11 protein-coding genes and 1 pseudogene are annotated in these 16,885 nt (G+C 51.9%); 9 read left to right on the forward strand and 3 right to left on the reverse strand.

The annotated features are described in order from the left end of the window. The first annotated feature begins 51 nt into the window (after nt 1-51). The 6 genes from AB8809_RS11365 to AB8809_RS11390 all read left to right on the forward strand — a co-directional run bounded on the left by AB8809_RS11365 (nt 52) and on the right by AB8809_RS11390 (nt 7,249). Nucleotides 52-1,134 carry a harpin HrpZ family protein gene (locus AB8809_RS11365; RefSeq protein WP_220273741.1) on the forward strand — a complete coding sequence of 361 codons (1,083 nt, stop codon included), beginning with the start codon at nt 52-54 and terminating at the stop codon, nt 1,132-1,134. A 504-nt stretch (nt 1,135-1,638) separates the two neighbouring features. Next, nucleotides 1,639-3,609, forward strand: a complete 1,971-nt coding sequence (tssI, locus tag AB8809_RS11370) for a type VI secretion system tip protein TssI/VgrG (protein ID WP_349855971.1) — start codon at nt 1,639-1,641, stop codon at nt 3,607-3,609. Continuing rightward, nucleotides 3,602-4,414 carry a DUF4123 domain-containing protein gene (locus AB8809_RS11375; protein WP_180779692.1) on the forward strand — a complete coding sequence of 271 codons (813 nt, stop codon included), beginning with the start codon at nt 3,602-3,604 and terminating at the stop codon, nt 4,412-4,414. Before tssI ends, AB8809_RS11375 begins: the two co-directional genes overlap by 8 nt. Nucleotides 4,415-4,423: 9 nt before the next feature. Beyond that, nucleotides 4,424-6,031 (forward strand): hypothetical protein, encoded by a 1,608-nt coding sequence (locus AB8809_RS11380; protein ID WP_349855970.1) that lies wholly within the window; start codon nt 4,424-4,426, stop codon nt 6,029-6,031. Further along, nucleotides 5,982-6,920 (forward strand): IdsF, encoded by a 939-nt coding sequence (locus AB8809_RS11385; RefSeq protein WP_349855969.1) that lies wholly within the window; start codon nt 5,982-5,984, stop codon nt 6,918-6,920. Before AB8809_RS11380 ends, AB8809_RS11385 begins: the two co-directional genes overlap by 50 nt. Before the next feature lie 62 nt (nt 6,921-6,982). Continuing rightward, nucleotides 6,983-7,249, forward strand: a complete 267-nt coding sequence (locus tag AB8809_RS11390; protein WP_039280524.1) for a type VI secretion system PAAR protein — start codon at nt 6,983-6,985, stop codon at nt 7,247-7,249. A gap of 101 nt (nt 7,250-7,350) precedes the next feature. On the opposite strand, the gene AB8809_RS11395 is transcribed toward AB8809_RS11390, so the two are convergent. After that, entirely contained in the window at nt 7,351-7,674 is a 324-nt protein-coding gene (locus tag AB8809_RS11395) for a DNA-binding protein (protein ID WP_181828617.1), read from the reverse strand. A 1-nt stretch (nt 7,675) separates the two neighbouring features. Further along, a pseudogene (locus AB8809_RS11400) lies at nt 7,676-8,682 on the reverse strand (pectate lyase). A 175-nt stretch (nt 8,683-8,857) separates the two neighbouring features. Between AB8809_RS11400 and AB8809_RS11405 the strand changes: the two are divergent. Continuing rightward, complete coding sequence (locus AB8809_RS11405) at nt 8,858-13,741, forward strand: AvrE-family type 3 secretion system effector (RefSeq protein WP_349855968.1); 4,884 nt, start codon at nt 8,858-8,860, stop codon at nt 13,739-13,741. A gap of 35 nt (nt 13,742-13,776) precedes the next feature. Next, complete coding sequence (locus AB8809_RS11410) at nt 13,777-14,199, forward strand: type III secretion system chaperone (RefSeq protein ID WP_015840409.1); 423 nt, start codon at nt 13,777-13,779, stop codon at nt 14,197-14,199. 9 nt (nt 14,200-14,208) lie between these two features. Here AB8809_RS11410 and AB8809_RS11415 read toward each other — a convergent pair whose 3' ends face one another. Continuing rightward, nucleotides 14,209-14,874 (reverse strand): GntR family transcriptional regulator, encoded by a 666-nt coding sequence (locus AB8809_RS11415; protein ID WP_349855967.1) that lies wholly within the window; start codon nt 14,872-14,874, stop codon nt 14,209-14,211. A gap of 335 nt (nt 14,875-15,209) precedes the next feature. On the opposite strand from AB8809_RS11415, the gene AB8809_RS11420 reads away from it, so the two are divergent. After that, on the forward strand, nt 15,210-16,874 hold the full coding sequence (locus AB8809_RS11420; RefSeq protein ID WP_349855966.1) for a ShlB/FhaC/HecB family hemolysin secretion/activation protein: 1,665 nt from the start codon (nt 15,210-15,212) through the stop codon (nt 16,872-16,874). The last annotated feature ends 11 nt before the right edge of the window (nt 16,875-16,885 follow it).

Consider the following 16,885-nt stretch of genomic DNA (forward strand, 5'->3'; position numbering starts at 1 on the left):
CCGCACATCCATTGGCGCTTTCATAACCCATTTACTCATTGAGGAAACATTATGCTTAATTCTCTTGGTGGCGGAACCTCTCTGCAAATCACGATCAAGGCGGGTGGTAACGGCGGTTTATTTCAATCTCAGTCTTCACAACAGGGCGGCTCGCCGTCGCAGTCGGCGTTTGGTGGCCAGCGCAGCAACATCGCAGAGCAGCTGTCCGATATCATGACGACCATGATGTTCATGGGCAGCCTGATGGGCGGCGGCCTGGGTGGCGGTTTAGGCGGTGGGCTCGGTGGCTTGGGCAGCAGCCTGGGTGGATTAGGTGGCGGTTTGTTGGGCGGAGGACTGGGTGGCGGTCTTGGCAGCAGCCTCGGTAGCGGACTGGGCAGTGCACTCGGCGGTGGCTTGGGCGGGGCGCTGGGTGCCGGTATGAATGCCATGAATCCATCGGCCATGATGGGCAGCCTGTTGTTTAGCGCACTGGAAGATCTGCTGGGCGGCGGCATGTCGCAGCAACAGGGTGGACTTTTCGGCAACAAGCAGCCAGCGTCGCCAGAAATTTCTGCCTATACCCAGGGCGTTAACGATGCGCTGTCCGCCATTTTGGGCAACGGCCTGAGCCAGGCGAAAGGGCAAACTTCACCGCTGCAACTGGGTAACAACGGTTTGCAAGGCTTGAGTGGCGCTGGCGCTTTCAATCAACTGGGCAGCACGCTGGGGATGAGCGTTGGGCAAAAAGCCGGTTTGCAGGAGCTGAACAATATCAGCACACACAATGACAGTCCGACCCGTTACTTCGTGGATAAAGAAGATCGGGCGATGGCGAAAGAAATTGGTCAGTTTATGGATCAATATCCTGAAGTCTTCGGCAAGCCGGAATATCAGAAAGATAACTGGCAGACGGCGAAGCAGGATGACAAATCCTGGGCGAAAGCGCTGAGCAAACCGGATGACGACGGCATGACCAAAGGCAGCATGGATAAATTCATGAAGGCTGTGGGTATGATCAAGAGCGCGGTCGCTGGTGATACCGGCAATACCAACCTGAACGCTCGCGGCAACGGTGGCTCGTCTCTGGGTATTGATGCGGCCATGATTGGTGACCGCATCGTCAATATGGGGCTGCAAAAGCTCGCCAGCTAAAACGAAAAAAGCGAAAAAACGACAGGGAGCAGGGCGGAAGCACTGCTCCCTTGCTATTAGTTTCAATGTGATTATTTCAATTCAAATCAATTGGTTTACTCGGTTTTAGTCCTTTTTTTGCGCTATTAGCACTATGAACATCTTGTTATCCTTTATGCGTATTTTCTTAAAAGGAATAGCGTCAAGGATGCCACATGGAACACTTTCATCACTCTTCACACCGCTTCAACCCTGCGACTCTCTTGTTTTCCACGACGTGAACACACCGAATCTCTGCTCGGCTTAAATGTTTTGCGCTTTTCATCCACGCAGCGTTTTTAGCCAATATGGCGTCTTTATAACGTCTTGTTTTATCAATGTGATGTTTTATCAACATGAACTGTGGTGTGAGCAGACTCAAACCACAGTTTAAGCATTTTGCATTTTATCAGGGGAGCTACGGAACGCATCGGCGCATGTGGTAGCCGTGACAGCAGAGTAAGAATAAAAATAAGGAGAAAGCCGATGGCAAACAGTACAGGATTACAGTTCACCGTTAAGGTCGGTGCCCTGGCGGCAGGCACTTTTGCAGTAGTGGATTTCAGGCTGGATGAAGGGCTGAACCGGCCTTTCAGCCTGTCGCTGAGTCTGGCGAACGCGCAGCCGGATGTGGATTTCGGCGCGGTGCTGGACCAGCCGTGCGAGCTGATGATTTGGTATGAAGGCGAGCTGAAACGCCGGGTCAGCGGGATTGTCAGTGGCTTCACGCAGGGAGACACCGGTTTTCGGCGTACGCGCTATCAGATAGAAGTTCGTCCGGCGCTGTGGCGACTGGGGTTGCGCACTAACGCCCGTATTTTTCAGGCACAAAAGCCGGAAGTCATTATCAGCATGCTGCTGGAAGAGGCTGGCATCACCGACTACGCCTTTGCGCTGCGCAATGAGCACGCGGTGCGGGAATATTGCGTGCAGTACCGGGAAAGCGATTTGGCGTTTATCACCCGTCTGGCCGCGGAGGAAGGCATGTACTTCTTCCACGAATATGAAGAGGGCAAACACCGGGTGGTGTTTGCCGACGATGCGGGCGCACTGACCAAAGGCCCGGAGCTGTTCTTCAATCTGGCGACACAAGGGCTGAGTGAGGGTGAATACATTCGGCGCTTCCACTACGCAGAGCGGGTGAGAACTGCCGAAGTCGAGTTGAAAGACTACAGCTTCAAGACGCCGGCTTACGGGCTGTCGCACAAGAAGATGAGCGGTGAGCTAGAACACCAGCGTGAAAGTTACCAACATTACGACTATCCGGGACGCTATAAACAAGACCCGAGCGGCAAGGCGTTCAGCGGCTACCGGCTGGATGCGTTGCGGTCTGGAGCCGTGACGAGCGAAGGGGAATCCAACTGTGCGGGGCTGATGCCGGGCAGTACGTTTACCCTGACGGAGCACCCGAATACGACGCTGAATGCGGTCTGGCAGACGGTGAGCGTGACGCACGTCGGGCAGCAACCGCAGGCGCTGGAAGAGGAAAGCGGTGGCGAACCAACCACGATGAGTAATAGTTTTGCGGTGGTGAAAGGCACAACAACGTGGCGCGCCGCGATGCCGTATAAACCGATGGTGGACGGCCCGCAAATCGCCACCGTCGTCGGTCCGACCGGGGAAGAAATCTACTGTGACCCGTATGGTCGGGTGAAACTGCAATTCCCGTGGGACAGATACGGCGCGAGCAATGACCAGAGCTCCTGCTGGGTACGCGTCAGCCAGGGCTGGGCAGGCGGTCAGTACGGCATGATTGCTATCCCCCGTATCGGCCATGAAGTGATCGTCAGTTTCCTTGAAGGTGACCCGGATCAGCCGATTATCACCGGGCGTACTTTCCACGCCACCAATCCCTCGCCGTATCCGCTGCCTGCCAACAAAACACGGACCACGCTTCGTTCCAAAACCCATAAAGGCAAAGGCTTTAACGAACTCAGCTTCGAGGATGCGACCGACAACGAAGAGATCTTCCTTCATGCCCAGAAGAATATGGCTGTGCGGGTACTGAATTCCAAAGATGAGCGCGTGGACTATAACCGCACGACGAGCATCGGACATGATGAAGAACTGGTGGTCGCCAGCGATCGTAAAATCACGGTGGAAGGCAATCAGGATCACAAAACCACCGGCAACCATTTATCGCTGACCGAAGGCGATAGCGGCATACAGGTTAAGGGCGATCTGACGCAGAAAATCAACGGTGTATTCAGCGTAGACAGCAACGGCGATCTGACGCTGCAAAGCGGCAGCAAACTGACGCTCCGCGTCGGAAGCAGCTTTGTGGTAATCCACGCTGGTGGAGTGGACATCAAAGGGCCAGCCATCAACCTGAATTCAGGCGGCAGTCCGGGCGATGTTGCCCTCCCTGCTGACCCGGCGATATTGAAAGCAGCGGCGGCCGCAGGGACGATGTTTGTGGCGCACTGTCCGGCAAAGGAGAAAGAAAACAGTGAGTGAGATAACTCGTTGGGCAATAGTGGATGCAGCAGCAGAGCCTGAATTATTTTCGATGCTGGAACAATTCGATCCCCCTCATGCCAGTTTATATGCGGAGCCAGTACCGAAAGATATTGGGCAATTGGCACCGTACCTGGTGCGAGTTGACGACGCTGTTATTCAGTGGCTTGAACAACGGGAAACCCCTTGGGGAATACTGCTTGAAAGCAGGGCTGATATGAAAACTCTGCGTCAGCATTTGCGTAAATATCTGCATGTTCAGATCCCCAATGAAGAAAAGCCGGTCTTCTTCCGTTTTTATGACCCGCGCAATATCTGGCCGTTGCTATCCGTACTTTCTGACTGGGAAAAACATACCTTTCTCGGCCCCATTGAGGTAATAACGACGAACTGGCAGGGAATATCGCAGTGTGAAAGCTTTGCTACTCTGCGCGCAATGTTTCATGCAGGAAGTGCTTCTCGGCGAAAAATAATGCGGATCTCTCCAGATCAGATGGATGAATTAACGCTAATTTTTGAGCAACGCTATATCGACGATCTGGTTAGCAAAATTGAAAGTTGGGACGGAGAAAGCAGGTCGATTGATTTACCAAAAATTGGTGAAATATTTCGTTGGTTGAGACTACAGGGAATAACCGATGACAGGAGTATTCGCGGTTTATTCTCGCTGTTTCATTCCCGCGATTATCTGACACTGGAAGACATTCCTGCTGATTTTAAAAATGTCCTCTGTGTCGAAGGTAAAAAGGGTGTCTTTAAAGCAGAAGTGCTGTTACTCAGGGAATTGGGCTGCGTGCCCTTATAAGGAAAGGCTATGGTAAGTTTGACGGCGGGGTCACCATCGTGTAACTGCGAAAATCCAGATACCTGCATACATGCGTTTTCACTAAAAGTGAAATACTGGACATTTGATTACAGCCAAGATGATTTTGTCACAACGGTAGAAACCATTGATGAAAAAGCGGAAGGTGTTCCTATTTCGCTCGGCCTGACAGGGAAAGGTTGCGTTTCACATAATCCATTGTGTCCTCATGGCATCATTTATGATTCTGAGCGACGTCGTGCTCCTAAGACATTTAGTAGCGGTCTGACAAATTATGTGTGTGATTATGGCGAAAAGGACAATATTTTTTCAACACACGATGCCATCGATTTTCTGAGAGAGTATGTCTTTTCAAAAGGTATCAAGGCCTTGTTACCTAAGGAAGTGTATACCCTGCGTGTTGGGCAGTGTAACGATGAACCTTTTATCCATGAATCGCTGGCCTTTCTTAATGGCATATCACAGGTATTTAGCCTGCCTTCCAGAGATGCGCTTCGCACGCAAATTATAATCTATCCGTCATTCAAATGGGATGTCAGTGTGGCGATTGGCACCGATGAAACCGTTATCGAATTTACTGAACGGCAGAAAAAGAAGCAGGCTAAAGAGGAAAACCAAGCTAAGGGGACCCCACAGCGTGGTACTCGCGGATGGACGAAACGGCCTGACTATGAAATAAGCCGCTCTCTGGAGATCGGGGGAGAATTTACCTACACCCTTGGTAATAACCCTGAACATAGTTATTCGGCTTCGATGAAAAAAGATTTTAAGCGAAAAGCCAATACGCTTTCCTGGCTGAATAAATCGGTAAAAGCCATCGATTTTATTAGTAAGACGCTGTCTACAACTAAAGGCGAGAATGACAAAATCACGCTGCTGGAAACGGAAATCATCTATCCGGCATTAGAGATTAACGCCAAGGGGGAATTAAAAGAAGATAGCACCTCCGGTGAGGTTTACATTGAAAGAGTATTATCGCTCGGGTTGGCCCCGCTGATTGGTATAAAAATGACGCTGGATCTGCTTCAGGCATTTGCTGCCTGGTATCGGGCCGATGTGTTGTTGGCAGCGGTTCGTGAAAAGTTGATGTCTCAGGAACAGGCTTACAAGGAAGGGAGTAATGCGGCATTTTTCGGGACGAAATTTTGGCTTATTGCAGAGGGAAAGCTTAACTTTACGCTGGTATTTAAATCAGATGCCAAAAATGAGTGGGAATGGCAGAAAGACGAATCAGCAGAGGCCGTGCTAACGTTGACCACAGAGGCTAATGTCAGAGCGGGCGTCCGCTTTTATATCGCTGAAGGGGCATTGGAGATTGGAGGAAAGGCCGTAGCAAAAGGTTGCCTGGGGCTACATGCGCCTACAAAAGATACGCTGGACTTGGTATTTTACCACGAAGGAATAACGGCAAAGGTTTATGTGAATTATACGGTAAATATATCTCAAGGAACAGGAACTAGTTCAAATGAAGATGGGGGGGTTTTTGGAAATTCTTCCAGTGATTCAACAGTGGAGAAAAATAATAATGCTAAAAAGGAGTGGGTTATCCATGACAAATTGGAAAAGAGTGATTCAGAATGTCGGTTTAATCTTATTTAATATAATTTTTTGTTTTTTTCTATTAGGACTGTATCCAGTTAGGGCTGACGAAATGAGTAATGAGAAATACCTATTTTCTTTTAAATCGTACAAAAGCTCTTGTATTTTAAGAGTTAACTCATTTCCTGCTGTAGATACAGGGCATGCTGAACAAGGTACAATGTCGGCAGGATTTAATCTGACAGCATTTTTAGAAAATGGAAAGAATGAGATCGAACTACTTATGGGATCGCAGGATCATAAAGATCCCAAGACTTTATATCCTGACTCATCTTGTCAGGTGATAGTCACAAAGGATACGGAGACAACCAGTACAGAAATCGCCAATTTTAGATTAAGCGTAAATGAAAAAGGTGAAATTACAGCAAGAGATTCTGTCACGACGAAAAATAGCTCAACCGTGTTTGAAGGCTATACCAAGAATGAGAAAGACTATGGATTCTATAAAGTCAGAGGCGCGTTAAAAATCGATGGTTTACCTCGCTGGTCGTGGGTCAATGCCACCCCAGTGACAGAAAATGATATGCCTAAAATCAAGCTGGCCTATACGGATATCTGGATGATGATGAAGGATCGCGATATTGAAGGTTTGAAAAAAATCACACAACTCTCAAATGAAGAGATGGCTTTTGCAGAAGGCGCTACAACGGGGATGATGTTTATTTCAACCGATTTCCCACAGCATGTAGTTGATAAACAGCTTACTCCTCTTCCGATTGAATGGAATAAGTATAAAATCATAAAATATCGTGATGGTCGATTATTTCGTCTAGGTGTTGGCTATTATCAAAACTCACCACTTCGCTTTATAAATAGCAGTGGGGAAATAATTTTCTCTTACAATCCTTATTTCTCAATAATAGATGGTAAGGTAACGCTGGTAAGGTAATTTATGGTAATGGTTCTGGAATAAATGATCGTTTATTTATTTTCTAACGGACTAATTAAAAAATGGGTAACGCAGTTAAATTAGGCGATAGCGATACCGGTCATGGTAGTCATCCGCCGACGCCTGTCGCAGTGGGTTCATCGACGGTTAAGGTTGATGGTATGCCGTTGGCTCGACAAGGCGATCCTTTGGTTCCCCACGGTCATGCTCGGAGCATTAGCGGTGGTTCATCGAGTGTATTTATTGATGGTAAACCCGCGGCACGAACGGGGGATGGTGTGAGTTGTGGTGGCGTGGTGATTGGTGGGGGAACGGTCACCATTGGGTGATGGCTTATTCACATTCACGCCTGACATCTATCGAACTGAGCTAAAAAAGCCAGCACAGGTTTCCCTGGCTGGCTTTTCCCCGGTGCGGTATGGCGCAGGTATTACATTTGACGCACCGCAATAAAGCGATCGGCGATGAGGCGGGCGACCCAGAACGAGGTCTGCGCCACGTCGCTGTGTAGCCCGTTCTTCGTATGGATATCGGCCTGATGCAGGAAATCCTGCTCCAGCGAATCCACAAAGGCGTCGAACTCGAACTCACCCCGCCGCAGCGATCCTGACTGGCCAAGTACGGTGTTCAACTGTGCTCTCACCAGGTGGATGGCCTGAGTGAATGATTCACGCTGAGCAGGCGTGATGTATCCGCCTTGTCTGGCGAGATCTGCCCAGCGTGTCGGTGTGGGAGTGGTCATCGTGTTTGGCATCTTAATTCACCTGCAAGTTGGCGGAATCAGGCACTTTGTAGTGATTATTGACATTCGTCAGGTTGATATTGCTGCCTTTAACGTTCAACCCTTCACTGTCGCTTTTCACGAATGAGAACTTGCCGTTTTCTGCATCAATGTTGCTCAGGTTCAAATTCCAGTTACCCTGTTGTCCGCCGTTGGTGCGAACAAATGTACCGAAATCTTTCGCTTTGAAATTATCGATGGTCAGATTGGCGTCTGCGTTCAACTGGAAAATCTTGTCGGCAGCGCCCTGAGCGCTACTGTTGGTGATTTCCACGTTAGCAGGTTTGCCTGTATTGGATTTCACCGTCAGCGCATCTTCTGCGGTGCGCCCACTGACGGCGATCCGCCACCTTGGGATTGGCCGCTACCTTGCGGCTGACCAAACTCACCTTTCTGTGAATCCATCAGATTGCCGATCAATTCCAGCAGCGCTTTTAACAGATCGTTACCGCTCAGTTGGCCGCCGCCGTCCGCCGTTGGGCTAATAGCATTATCTAATGCGCTGCCAGCCGAATCTTGCAGCAGAGAGCGGCTCAGATCTTCTGGGTTTTGTGCGCTGCCTGCGCCACCAGGGCCAGATGATCCCGTCAGCGGTGAGGCACCACTATTGCCACCTGCCGCACCCGACGAACCGGAAGAGAGCGGATTCCCCGCTTCCTGCCCGTTTTTCCCCGGAATTAGCGCTTCCAACAGTTTCATCAGCATATCGGCGGGGCTGCCGTTTTGTCCTAACGCCGAGCTCCCTCCGTTGCCCGCGCCCGTCTGGCCCAACGGGCTGCCATCGGTCGAGGACGGCGTATTGCCCTGTGCATTAGGCAAGAGCGCGCTGAGCAGGGTGCCCAGTGCCTCCATGAGCTGGCTATCTTGCTGTGCAGAGCGTTGCGATGCCCCGCTGTTGCTGCCTGAAAGCGGGGAATTCAGACCTGTTGAGGACAGGCCTGCGCCGGGTTGTATGCTGAGCGTAATCGTCATATCAGCCATAACATCTCCTTGAAAGTGAATCGTGATGGGTTATTAACAGGCTTACGTCTGTTGCGTATTAAGTGAGGAGAGGCGTGATGTGGTTCCCCGTCAGGGAAGAGAAAGATGATGGGAACCAGAAGGGGAAAACGACCACTTAACCGATACGTTCACCTCATCACCTTTGGAACTTGTTATGCAGAAAATCCAGCATGTTCAGCCTGGTCTGTCCATTTCGGAGATTGCACCAGCTACGTTAGCTAAAACATCGTTATCGCAGGGCAGTAGCACCAGTGCGAGCCAGAAAGGCGCGCAATCCCTGATTCAGCAAGGTTTGCATGATAAAAATAGACCGCCCGAGCTGGAGCAGGGAAGCAGCAGCCAGGTGAAGAGTCAGGGGGCGCGATCAACGACCTTACGCGAACTATTTTCATCGGAAGACATGGGGAAGGCCTTAGCGCGTCCATCGCGCGATTCGCTGGCGTCAGGCGGACCTATCCAGAGCCTGCCGCGTTTTGCCTCCATCGCGGCGGCTGAGAGCAAAATCAGCAGTAGCAGTGCCGCGCCACCTGCGGCTAAATCCGATATCACGCTGGACAGCCGCGGTAAGCTTCAGTTCGGCAAAGGCTTGCCGGAGGCGCTGACCACGCTGTTACAACAGACCATCGGGAAAAATAGCCAGCCGTTCGTTGCCCATCATGAAAATCAGGATACGCAGCAGCATGCGTTAGTCGATAAATCAGGGCGATTGTTCGTGATTCAAAGCAATGACGATCAGCATATTGCGCTTCACAGTAGCGGCCGCAGCGCGATGCCGACGGGCAAATCGAGCGCAGGTAGCGTAAAGCTGGAATCCACGCCAGAGCATCTCTCCCTACAAACAAAAGCGGGGGAATCCACCAACGTTCCGCTATCTGGGCGCATGAACCATGAGCTGTTGACCGGTATTCACCGACAGCCTGATTCAGCTTCAGGCGCGGGCGAGCAATTGCGCCTGCATGACGGCAAACTTTTTGCGTTAAACACCGAGTTTGGCGTCTGGCAACAAAGCAGCGATGTCGCCCACAGCCAGTTATCCCGGCAGGGGGATGGGCAACTGTATGCGGTTAAAGATAATCACACGCTGAGTAATCTCTCGGCGGGAACGGAATCAGCCACGTTCAGCGATAAGATTACGGCGTTCTCCGCCAATCAGAATGGGCAATCGGCTGTGCTGACCGAGCAGGATCACCTTACGCAACTGCATCTGATGAGCGCGTTGGATGCTGCGCCGCAGCCGGTGGATCTCAAACTGGAAAGTGGTGAACCGGTGTATGCAAAAGCGGTGGGGTTAACCGCAGAACATCTGCTGATTGCCGATAATGACGGCAAACTTTACCACGCACCACGGCCAGAAACGGGTGAACAACAGGTTACATTAACCCCGGTCAGTACGCCGGAATTGAATGCGGTGCTGGGCAACGACCATCGTATTACTGGATTTGCCCATGATGAACACGGCCAGCCGCAGGCGCTCGCCACCGATCGTCAGGGACAAAAACACGTCGCTTCTCTGGGACAAAATGGGCTGTCGCCAACGCCGGGGTGGAACCTGAGCGACAGTCTGGTCGTCGATAACAAACTGGGGCTGACGACGACAGCCCCCGCCGCGAAAGACACCTTAGATCTGGGGCGACTAGGGCAAATTGGGTTACAGGACGGCAAAGTCCATTTTCACAACGGCAATACCCAAAACTGGGAGGCATCCAGCGTTGAAGCCAGCCAACTGAAGCGCGGACTAGACAATCAGGCTTACACGCTGAAAGACGGTGAAATCACGCCGCTGTCCATCAACCAGAAATCCGGCTCTTTTACACACGGTGACAACACTGTGTTTGCGCTGCCGCAGGTGCGAATGACGCCGTCTGCGGGCACGGCGCTTCCTGGGATCGCCAAGGACGACGGCGTATCGGCGATGGCGGTGCTCAACCGCAATAAATTTATTGCCGTCGATAAGCAGGGCGATCTGCATTTCCATCAGATCAAACCGGGAACGGATAAACTCGCCGCGCCACCGCTGGCGTTGCCTAAAAATGGGTTGTCCGGTGAGATTCAAGACATCACGCTGGATCACCAGCAGACGCTCTTCGCCTTGAACAAAGACGGGCAGCTTTTCCAACTGCCGAAGGCCGACTGGCAAAATGCGGCTAATCATGACTCTGCCCAATGGCAGCCGGTGAAGACGCCGATTGAGGGGAAAGTCAATTCGCTGAGCACGGATGCGCAGCATCATTTGCAGGTGGCGCATGACGATCATGAGCTCCATACCCAGCAAGGCAAGGCGTGGAAAACGACGGTGCCGAAAGGGGAAACGCCATTACCCTCGGAAGCGCGTGCCGCAGAAACGGTGTTTGGCCGGCTTGATGTCGCGACAAAAGGGACGAAGATACCGTTGACCGGGGTCACGGTTAAAGCCGATGTGCAGGTTCTGGGTAAAACCGGCGAAGAGTCACAGCAGGTGAAAAGCAAGCTGTCAGATTTGCTCAGAGCGCATGTTGTCTCGTTCTCCATGGAAGTTCCCCGGCCGTTAAAAACCTTTGCTGACCATGTTCAGCACCAGATCAGCGGGCGTGAAGGGTTGAAGCCCGTTTACGACATGCAGACGGAGTTACTGAAAAAACTGGATGCCACGACGGGCCAGCCGCAGAGCGCGGCGATGGATCTGGAAAGTAAGCTAGATAAGCTGGATCTGGGGGAGAAAGGGAAACCGTTGGTGAACTTGCTCAAACAGTTCCATACCGAACTGGAAAGCAGCTCGGCCAAAGCAGCCTTGCTTATTGGCAGGCAACAGGGCGTGGTGAACGATAACGGTGCCATAAACACGGAAGGCAAGCCTGCCAGCGTGCACGGCAGAGAAAAAGATCTGGCTCCGGTGCTGCTGGCGGCGATGGAAAGTAACCCTTCATCGAAAACGAGTACGGCGGGTACGCTGATCAAAGCCTTTGTAGACAGCAAAACGCCGATTGCTCAAAAGCCGAATAGTGACGCGTTTGGGCAGCAGCGGGATACCAGTGACGCCCTGTCGTTGGCGAAAACGCGGCTGGTGCTGGATACCCTGGTGATGGGGGATTTGCATAAGCTGACCGATCGCATTGATACGTTATCTGGCACATCGCCGGGTGAAGCGGAACTGGCCTCGATGATGAAAGAGCTTAACGCGCTGCGTCAGGGGGACTACGGCGACAATCCAGTGAAGAAGATGACCGACATGGGGTTCACCAACCATAAGGCGCTGGAAGCGGATTATGACTCGGTGAAAACCTTTATGAAGGCGTTCAGGAAAGAAGAGAATGCCGTCAGCGTAACGTCGAAAACCGTGATGCAGGCGGCCAACCAGACGGACATGATCGATAAAATGAAGGCGACCGTCTTATCGTTGGATAGCAACGAAAGCATCGCCTTTAACCGAACCTATGGCGGCGGAGCATCCATGTCGTTTGTGGTCAGCGGCACGCCATTGCCTTTTCCTCCGGTGCCGGGCGGCGGTGTCAGCGGGGAACGGAATTACAATCTGAGTTTTTCTCGCGGTGAAAACGGCATCAATGTCGCCTTTGAGCGTTCAGGTGGCATCACCGGTAAAGTGAGCTACTCCGGCGGGTATGACGTCAGCCAGTATCTGACAGGGAAAACCACGGAGCAGATGACGCAAAGTATTAACAGCAAACACAGCTTTGCACCGGATGTCCGCGCCTCATTCGGCGTATCCGCCAGCCTGCAAATGGCGCAGCAAAACGCCCTGAATTTCACCCTCAGCGAAGAAGAACTGCCTGGATTTATTGACGGCCTGTCGAGCGGCACGATCAACCCGCTTGCCCTGCTGGATAAAGGGGAGCAGCACAGCGTGAAGGCCGGTAAAACGGTTAGCTTCAATCTGGATAGCAACGCGGCGCTGGAGCTGCGCGGCGGCATAAACCTGACGGAAAAAGGTGCGGCACCAACCAGCGCTACGCTGCGCGGATCCGTCGGCCTGACGGCAAGCGCCAATGTGCTGTCTGCTACCAGTTCGTCCAGCGTCGCACAAGGTGAAAAATCCACAACCTACACGGAATCCGACAACCGCCTGCGTTTCATGAATCAGGCCGCGATGGGAGCAAACGCGACCCTGAGTGCCGGTGCGGCCAGAACGACATCGGATGGCACCGTCCCGTTCTTCACCTCGGCCAGCATCGGGGTGAATGTGGCGGCAGACTCACGCACTAACCAGTCGATCAGTCTGGGCCTGAAGAAAGCCGAACCGCTGGAGAAAAAGGACATCGATTCGCTGACCAAAACGCTGAACTCCGCGTTTAACGACCCAGCCAGTCAGCTTTTGATTGATGGGGTGAAAAAAATGGCGGAGCCGGACGATCAATTAGCCATCCTGAATGAGCACTTTGCGGATAAAACGGCAAAAACTGACGATCAGCATCAGGGATTGATGAGCCTGAAAAAGCTGAACGTGCGGCAGGATGTTGCGCAGCGCGACGGAGCCACGCTGGATAGCGTCAAACACACGACGTCCTACACCAATCTCAGTAAATTGACGGAAAACGGGCTGTTCCAGGTCATCGGCAACCATTTGTTTTCTTCGCTGCCGCCGAGTAATGCCGATCGCATTAATCAACTGATTGCGGACAACCCCGCACTGAAGGATATCGTGAGTCGCTTGCAGGATAACGACAGAGCGTCGGTGACGGTTGCGCTGGAACTGAAAGACGATGTGCGGGAGAAGATAGAGAAGGGCATTCAGGACAAAACGCACGGCAAAGATGACGTCATTGCGCTGTTTAAAGACGGCAATAATTTACGTCTCGCCAGTATTGATGTCTCGCAGACGGTGAAGAAGAGCGAAGGGTTCAATACCCCAGCGGTCATCATTAACGCCTCAAGCAGCGCGGGCGTCAGCATGAATAAACTGCTCGGTAGCGTCAACTTCAGTTACGGGCAGGATCAAAACGTACCGCAAAGCTACAAACTGGGCGGCGAAATTGCAAAAGCCAGTCCGGCTACCGCCAACGCCCTGCAGAAGTTACAGCAGGAAGGCCTGCAACTTAACGGCTGATCGTAAATAACACACGGTGATTAAAGGAGAACAGGATGACACCCACACAACAGCATATTACTCGCCTATTGCGCCATTACGGTTCGCTCAGCCGTACTCAACTGAGTTTGCAGGACGGAATCTGTGCGCTACGCGAATCTGACGGACAGGAAGCGGTGGTATTAGAGGTCCCCACCAGCAGCAGCGTGCTGCTATTACACAGCGATGTGATGCGATTTCAGGGAGACGTCAGCACGGCGGTTTACCAGCTCATGCTGATGCTCAACTTTGAAATGGCGGCGATGAAAGGCTGCTGGCTGGCGCTGGATGAGAATTCCACGCTGCGTTTGTGCACTCAGCACACCGCAGAATCGCTCGATGAACCTGGCTTTACCGCGTTGCTGCCCGCGTTTATCAGTCAGGCAAAAGAAACCCGACTGCTAATTCGCGGCTTGTTGCCACGACTCATGGCGGCATAACGCGATAACCTATTGTTCTATCGCAATAAAAGCCAGCATTGTTTCGCTGCCATCCAGAATGTCGGATTGAATGGCCTGTCGGGCGGTGCTGGCATCGCGCTGCTGTAGCGCGGCGAGGACATCTTCATGATGTTCGATCGCCATCTGCACGGAAAAATGCGCATAGGCCTGTGCAATCAGCGGGCCGGTGCGCATCCACAAGCTGCCGATAAACTGCGTCAACAGCGGCATACGAGCCGCCTGCGCCAGAAACAGATGAAATTCACTATTTAACCGCAGCGCTTCGCGTAGATTTTTCTCGTCAATCGCCAGACGATTCTGGCGAATATTTTCCTCAATCTGCCCCAGCATTTTCGGCGTAATGTGTGCGGCAGCCTGCTCGGCCCCCGTGCCTTCCAGTGCCAGCCGCAATGTGCGGATCTCGATAAATTGCGCTTCGGTCAACTGAGGAACACGGATATCACGCGGCGTTTTGAGCACCAGCGCCTGTTCTTTCGCCAATTGCAGGATCGCATCTCGCACTGGCGTGACGCTGGTACCCACCTGTGCGGCAAGCTCCCGTATTCTCAGGCGGTCGTCCGGTTTGAGTTGGCCGGTAATTAACGCTTCACGCAGCATGGTATAAACGCTGGAGCCCAGATAGCTGTGATTGATCTGCCCGATTGGATAATTCACTGTTCCCCCAGAGAGAAGCGCTGCGCAACGTGGTGAGATAAATATAAGTGAGTGCCGCAATAACCTACGGCGATGAGGCGCTAATATACAATATGATGCATCAACGAAGCTATGGGCGAGGTGTCTGTCGGTTGGCGAATCGACAAGAAAAGGTCATGAAATGCGCAGCATTGTGTGACTAGGTGTAACAGGCCTGAAATTATTGGTTAAGGAAATATTTTATCGCGACTTAACGCAAATCCATTATCATAAAATTATATATTACCTGACATATTGAGCTTGGTAATTAACGGCTCTACTATGCCAAAAAAATTATTATCATCAGGGATGAAACCATGCGTGGTTTTTTCAGGCTGATTGCTATCATGCCTGCGCTATTTTCTTATACCGTATTTTCCGCGCCGCTTAATCCGGCAGACCGAAATGACATTCAGCAGCGCCAGGCCGAGGTGATCGATCAATCCCGGCAGCAGCGCGATTCCTTATTGCAATTAAATCAGCCACAAACGACGGTGAATCCCACAGGTGGAAGTAATGCCGGACACTGTTTTTTCATTAAAGATATTTATTATCACAATAGCTCGCTGCTGCGTGAAAGAGATAAAAACAGGTTAAATAAAGATTATATTAATCGTTGCCTTAATGTTAATGATATAAATCAGCTGATTCATGACGTCAGTAATTGGTATATCGAACGGGGTTATATTACCAGTCGCGCTTTTATTGCTGAGCAGGATCTTTCTGGCGGCGTATTGCAGATCGATATTCTGGAAGGGCGCCTCGAATCTATTAATCTTAATAACCAATCAACGTGGGCATTAAAACAGGTTTTCCCAGGCCTGGAAGGCGAAATTCTCAATCTCCGGGATATCGAACAGGGCATGGAACAGCTCAACCGCATGCCGACGCAGCAGGTGAGCATCGAAATTCAGCCCGGCAGCCAGCCCGGTTATTCCATCGTCAACCTGACCAGTAAAAAGCAAATTCCGCTGACGGCAAATATCAGTTTCGATAATAGCGGGCAGAAAAGCACCGGGGTACGGCAGCTAAGCGGCGGCCTATGGGCGGACAATGTGCTGGGGCTGGCCGACCAGTGGTTTATCAACGGTGGACACAGTAGCGAATTTCGCGATAGTCGCAATGCCGAAAGCCTGCAGGCGGGTGTCTCGCTGCCTTACGGCTACTGGACGCTCAGTTACGACTATTCTGAGAGCCGCTATCGCAACGATTTCATCAACCGGGACTTTCTCTGGCATTCAACGGGGGATAGTCAGACGCACCGCGCCACGCTGTCACGCGTGATATTCCGCAACGGTGACATGAAAACCAGCCTCTCGGCGGGCATGTCGCACCGTATCGGGCAGAACTACCTGAACGATGTTCTGCTGCAATCCAGCAGTCGTAAACTCAGCAGCGCGATTATCGGCATCAATCACAGCCAGAAACTGTGGGGCGGGCTGGCGACGCTCAACCCCGCTTATAGCAGAGGAACGCGTTGGTTCGGCGCAGAAAGCGATGAAGGGAAATCTGATGATGCGCTGCGTGCCGAATTCAACAAAGTGACGCTGGCGGCCAGTTATTACTACCCGATTGCTGACAACCTCCATTACCTCACCAACCTCTATGGTCAGTATTCACCGCAGCGCCTGTATGGCAGTGAACAGGTCACGCTGGGCGGGGAAACTTCCGTACGGGGTTTCAAAGAGCAGTATCTCTCAGGCAATCGTGGTGGTTACTGGCGCAACGAGCTCAACTGGCGGGCGGCACAGTTGCCGCTGTTGGGCAGCGTTACCCTGACGGCGGCGGTGGACGGCGGGCATCTTTTCTCACAGAAAGCTGAAAGCGAATCGGCGGGTACGCTGTGGGGCGCGGCGGTAGGAGCTGGCGTCGCGAATCAATATCTCTCACAACAAATCACGGTTGGCTGGCCGTTGGCACACCCCGACTGGCTAAAACCGGATAGCGCCGTGGTGTATTACCGCGTTGGGCTGTCGTTTTAATTATTCGTTGT

The sequence above is a fragment of the Pectobacterium aroidearum genome, from assembly GCF_041228105.1.
GTDB classification, from domain to species: Bacteria; Pseudomonadota; Gammaproteobacteria; order Enterobacterales; family Enterobacteriaceae; genus Pectobacterium; species Pectobacterium aroidearum.

What these genes read in the sequence shown, in the direction of transcription:
- AB8809_RS11410 (WP_015840409.1), top strand. Translation starts at nt 13,777, where the DNA reads ATGACACCCACACAACAGCATATTACTCGCCTATTGCGCCATTACGGT.
- AB8809_RS11385 (WP_349855969.1), top strand. Translation starts at nt 5,982, where the DNA reads ATGACAAATTGGAAAAGAGTGATTCAGAATGTCGGTTTAATCTTATTT.
- AB8809_RS11365 (WP_220273741.1), top strand. Translation starts at nt 52, where the DNA reads ATGCTTAATTCTCTTGGTGGCGGAACCTCTCTGCAAATCACGATCAAG.
- AB8809_RS11405 (WP_349855968.1), top strand. Translation starts at nt 8,858, where the DNA reads ATGCAGAAAATCCAGCATGTTCAGCCTGGTCTGTCCATTTCGGAGATT.
- AB8809_RS11390 (WP_039280524.1), top strand. Translation starts at nt 6,983, where the DNA reads ATGGGTAACGCAGTTAAATTAGGCGATAGCGATACCGGTCATGGTAGT.
- AB8809_RS11420 (WP_349855966.1), top strand. Translation starts at nt 15,210, where the DNA reads ATGCGTGGTTTTTTCAGGCTGATTGCTATCATGCCTGCGCTATTTTCT.
- AB8809_RS11380 (WP_349855970.1), top strand. Translation starts at nt 4,424, where the DNA reads ATGGTAAGTTTGACGGCGGGGTCACCATCGTGTAACTGCGAAAATCCA.
- AB8809_RS11395 (WP_181828617.1), bottom strand. Translation starts at nt 7,674, where the DNA reads ATGCCAAACACGATGACCACTCCCACACCGACACGCTGGGCAGATCTC.
- tssI (WP_349855971.1), top strand. Translation starts at nt 1,639, where the DNA reads ATGGCAAACAGTACAGGATTACAGTTCACCGTTAAGGTCGGTGCCCTG.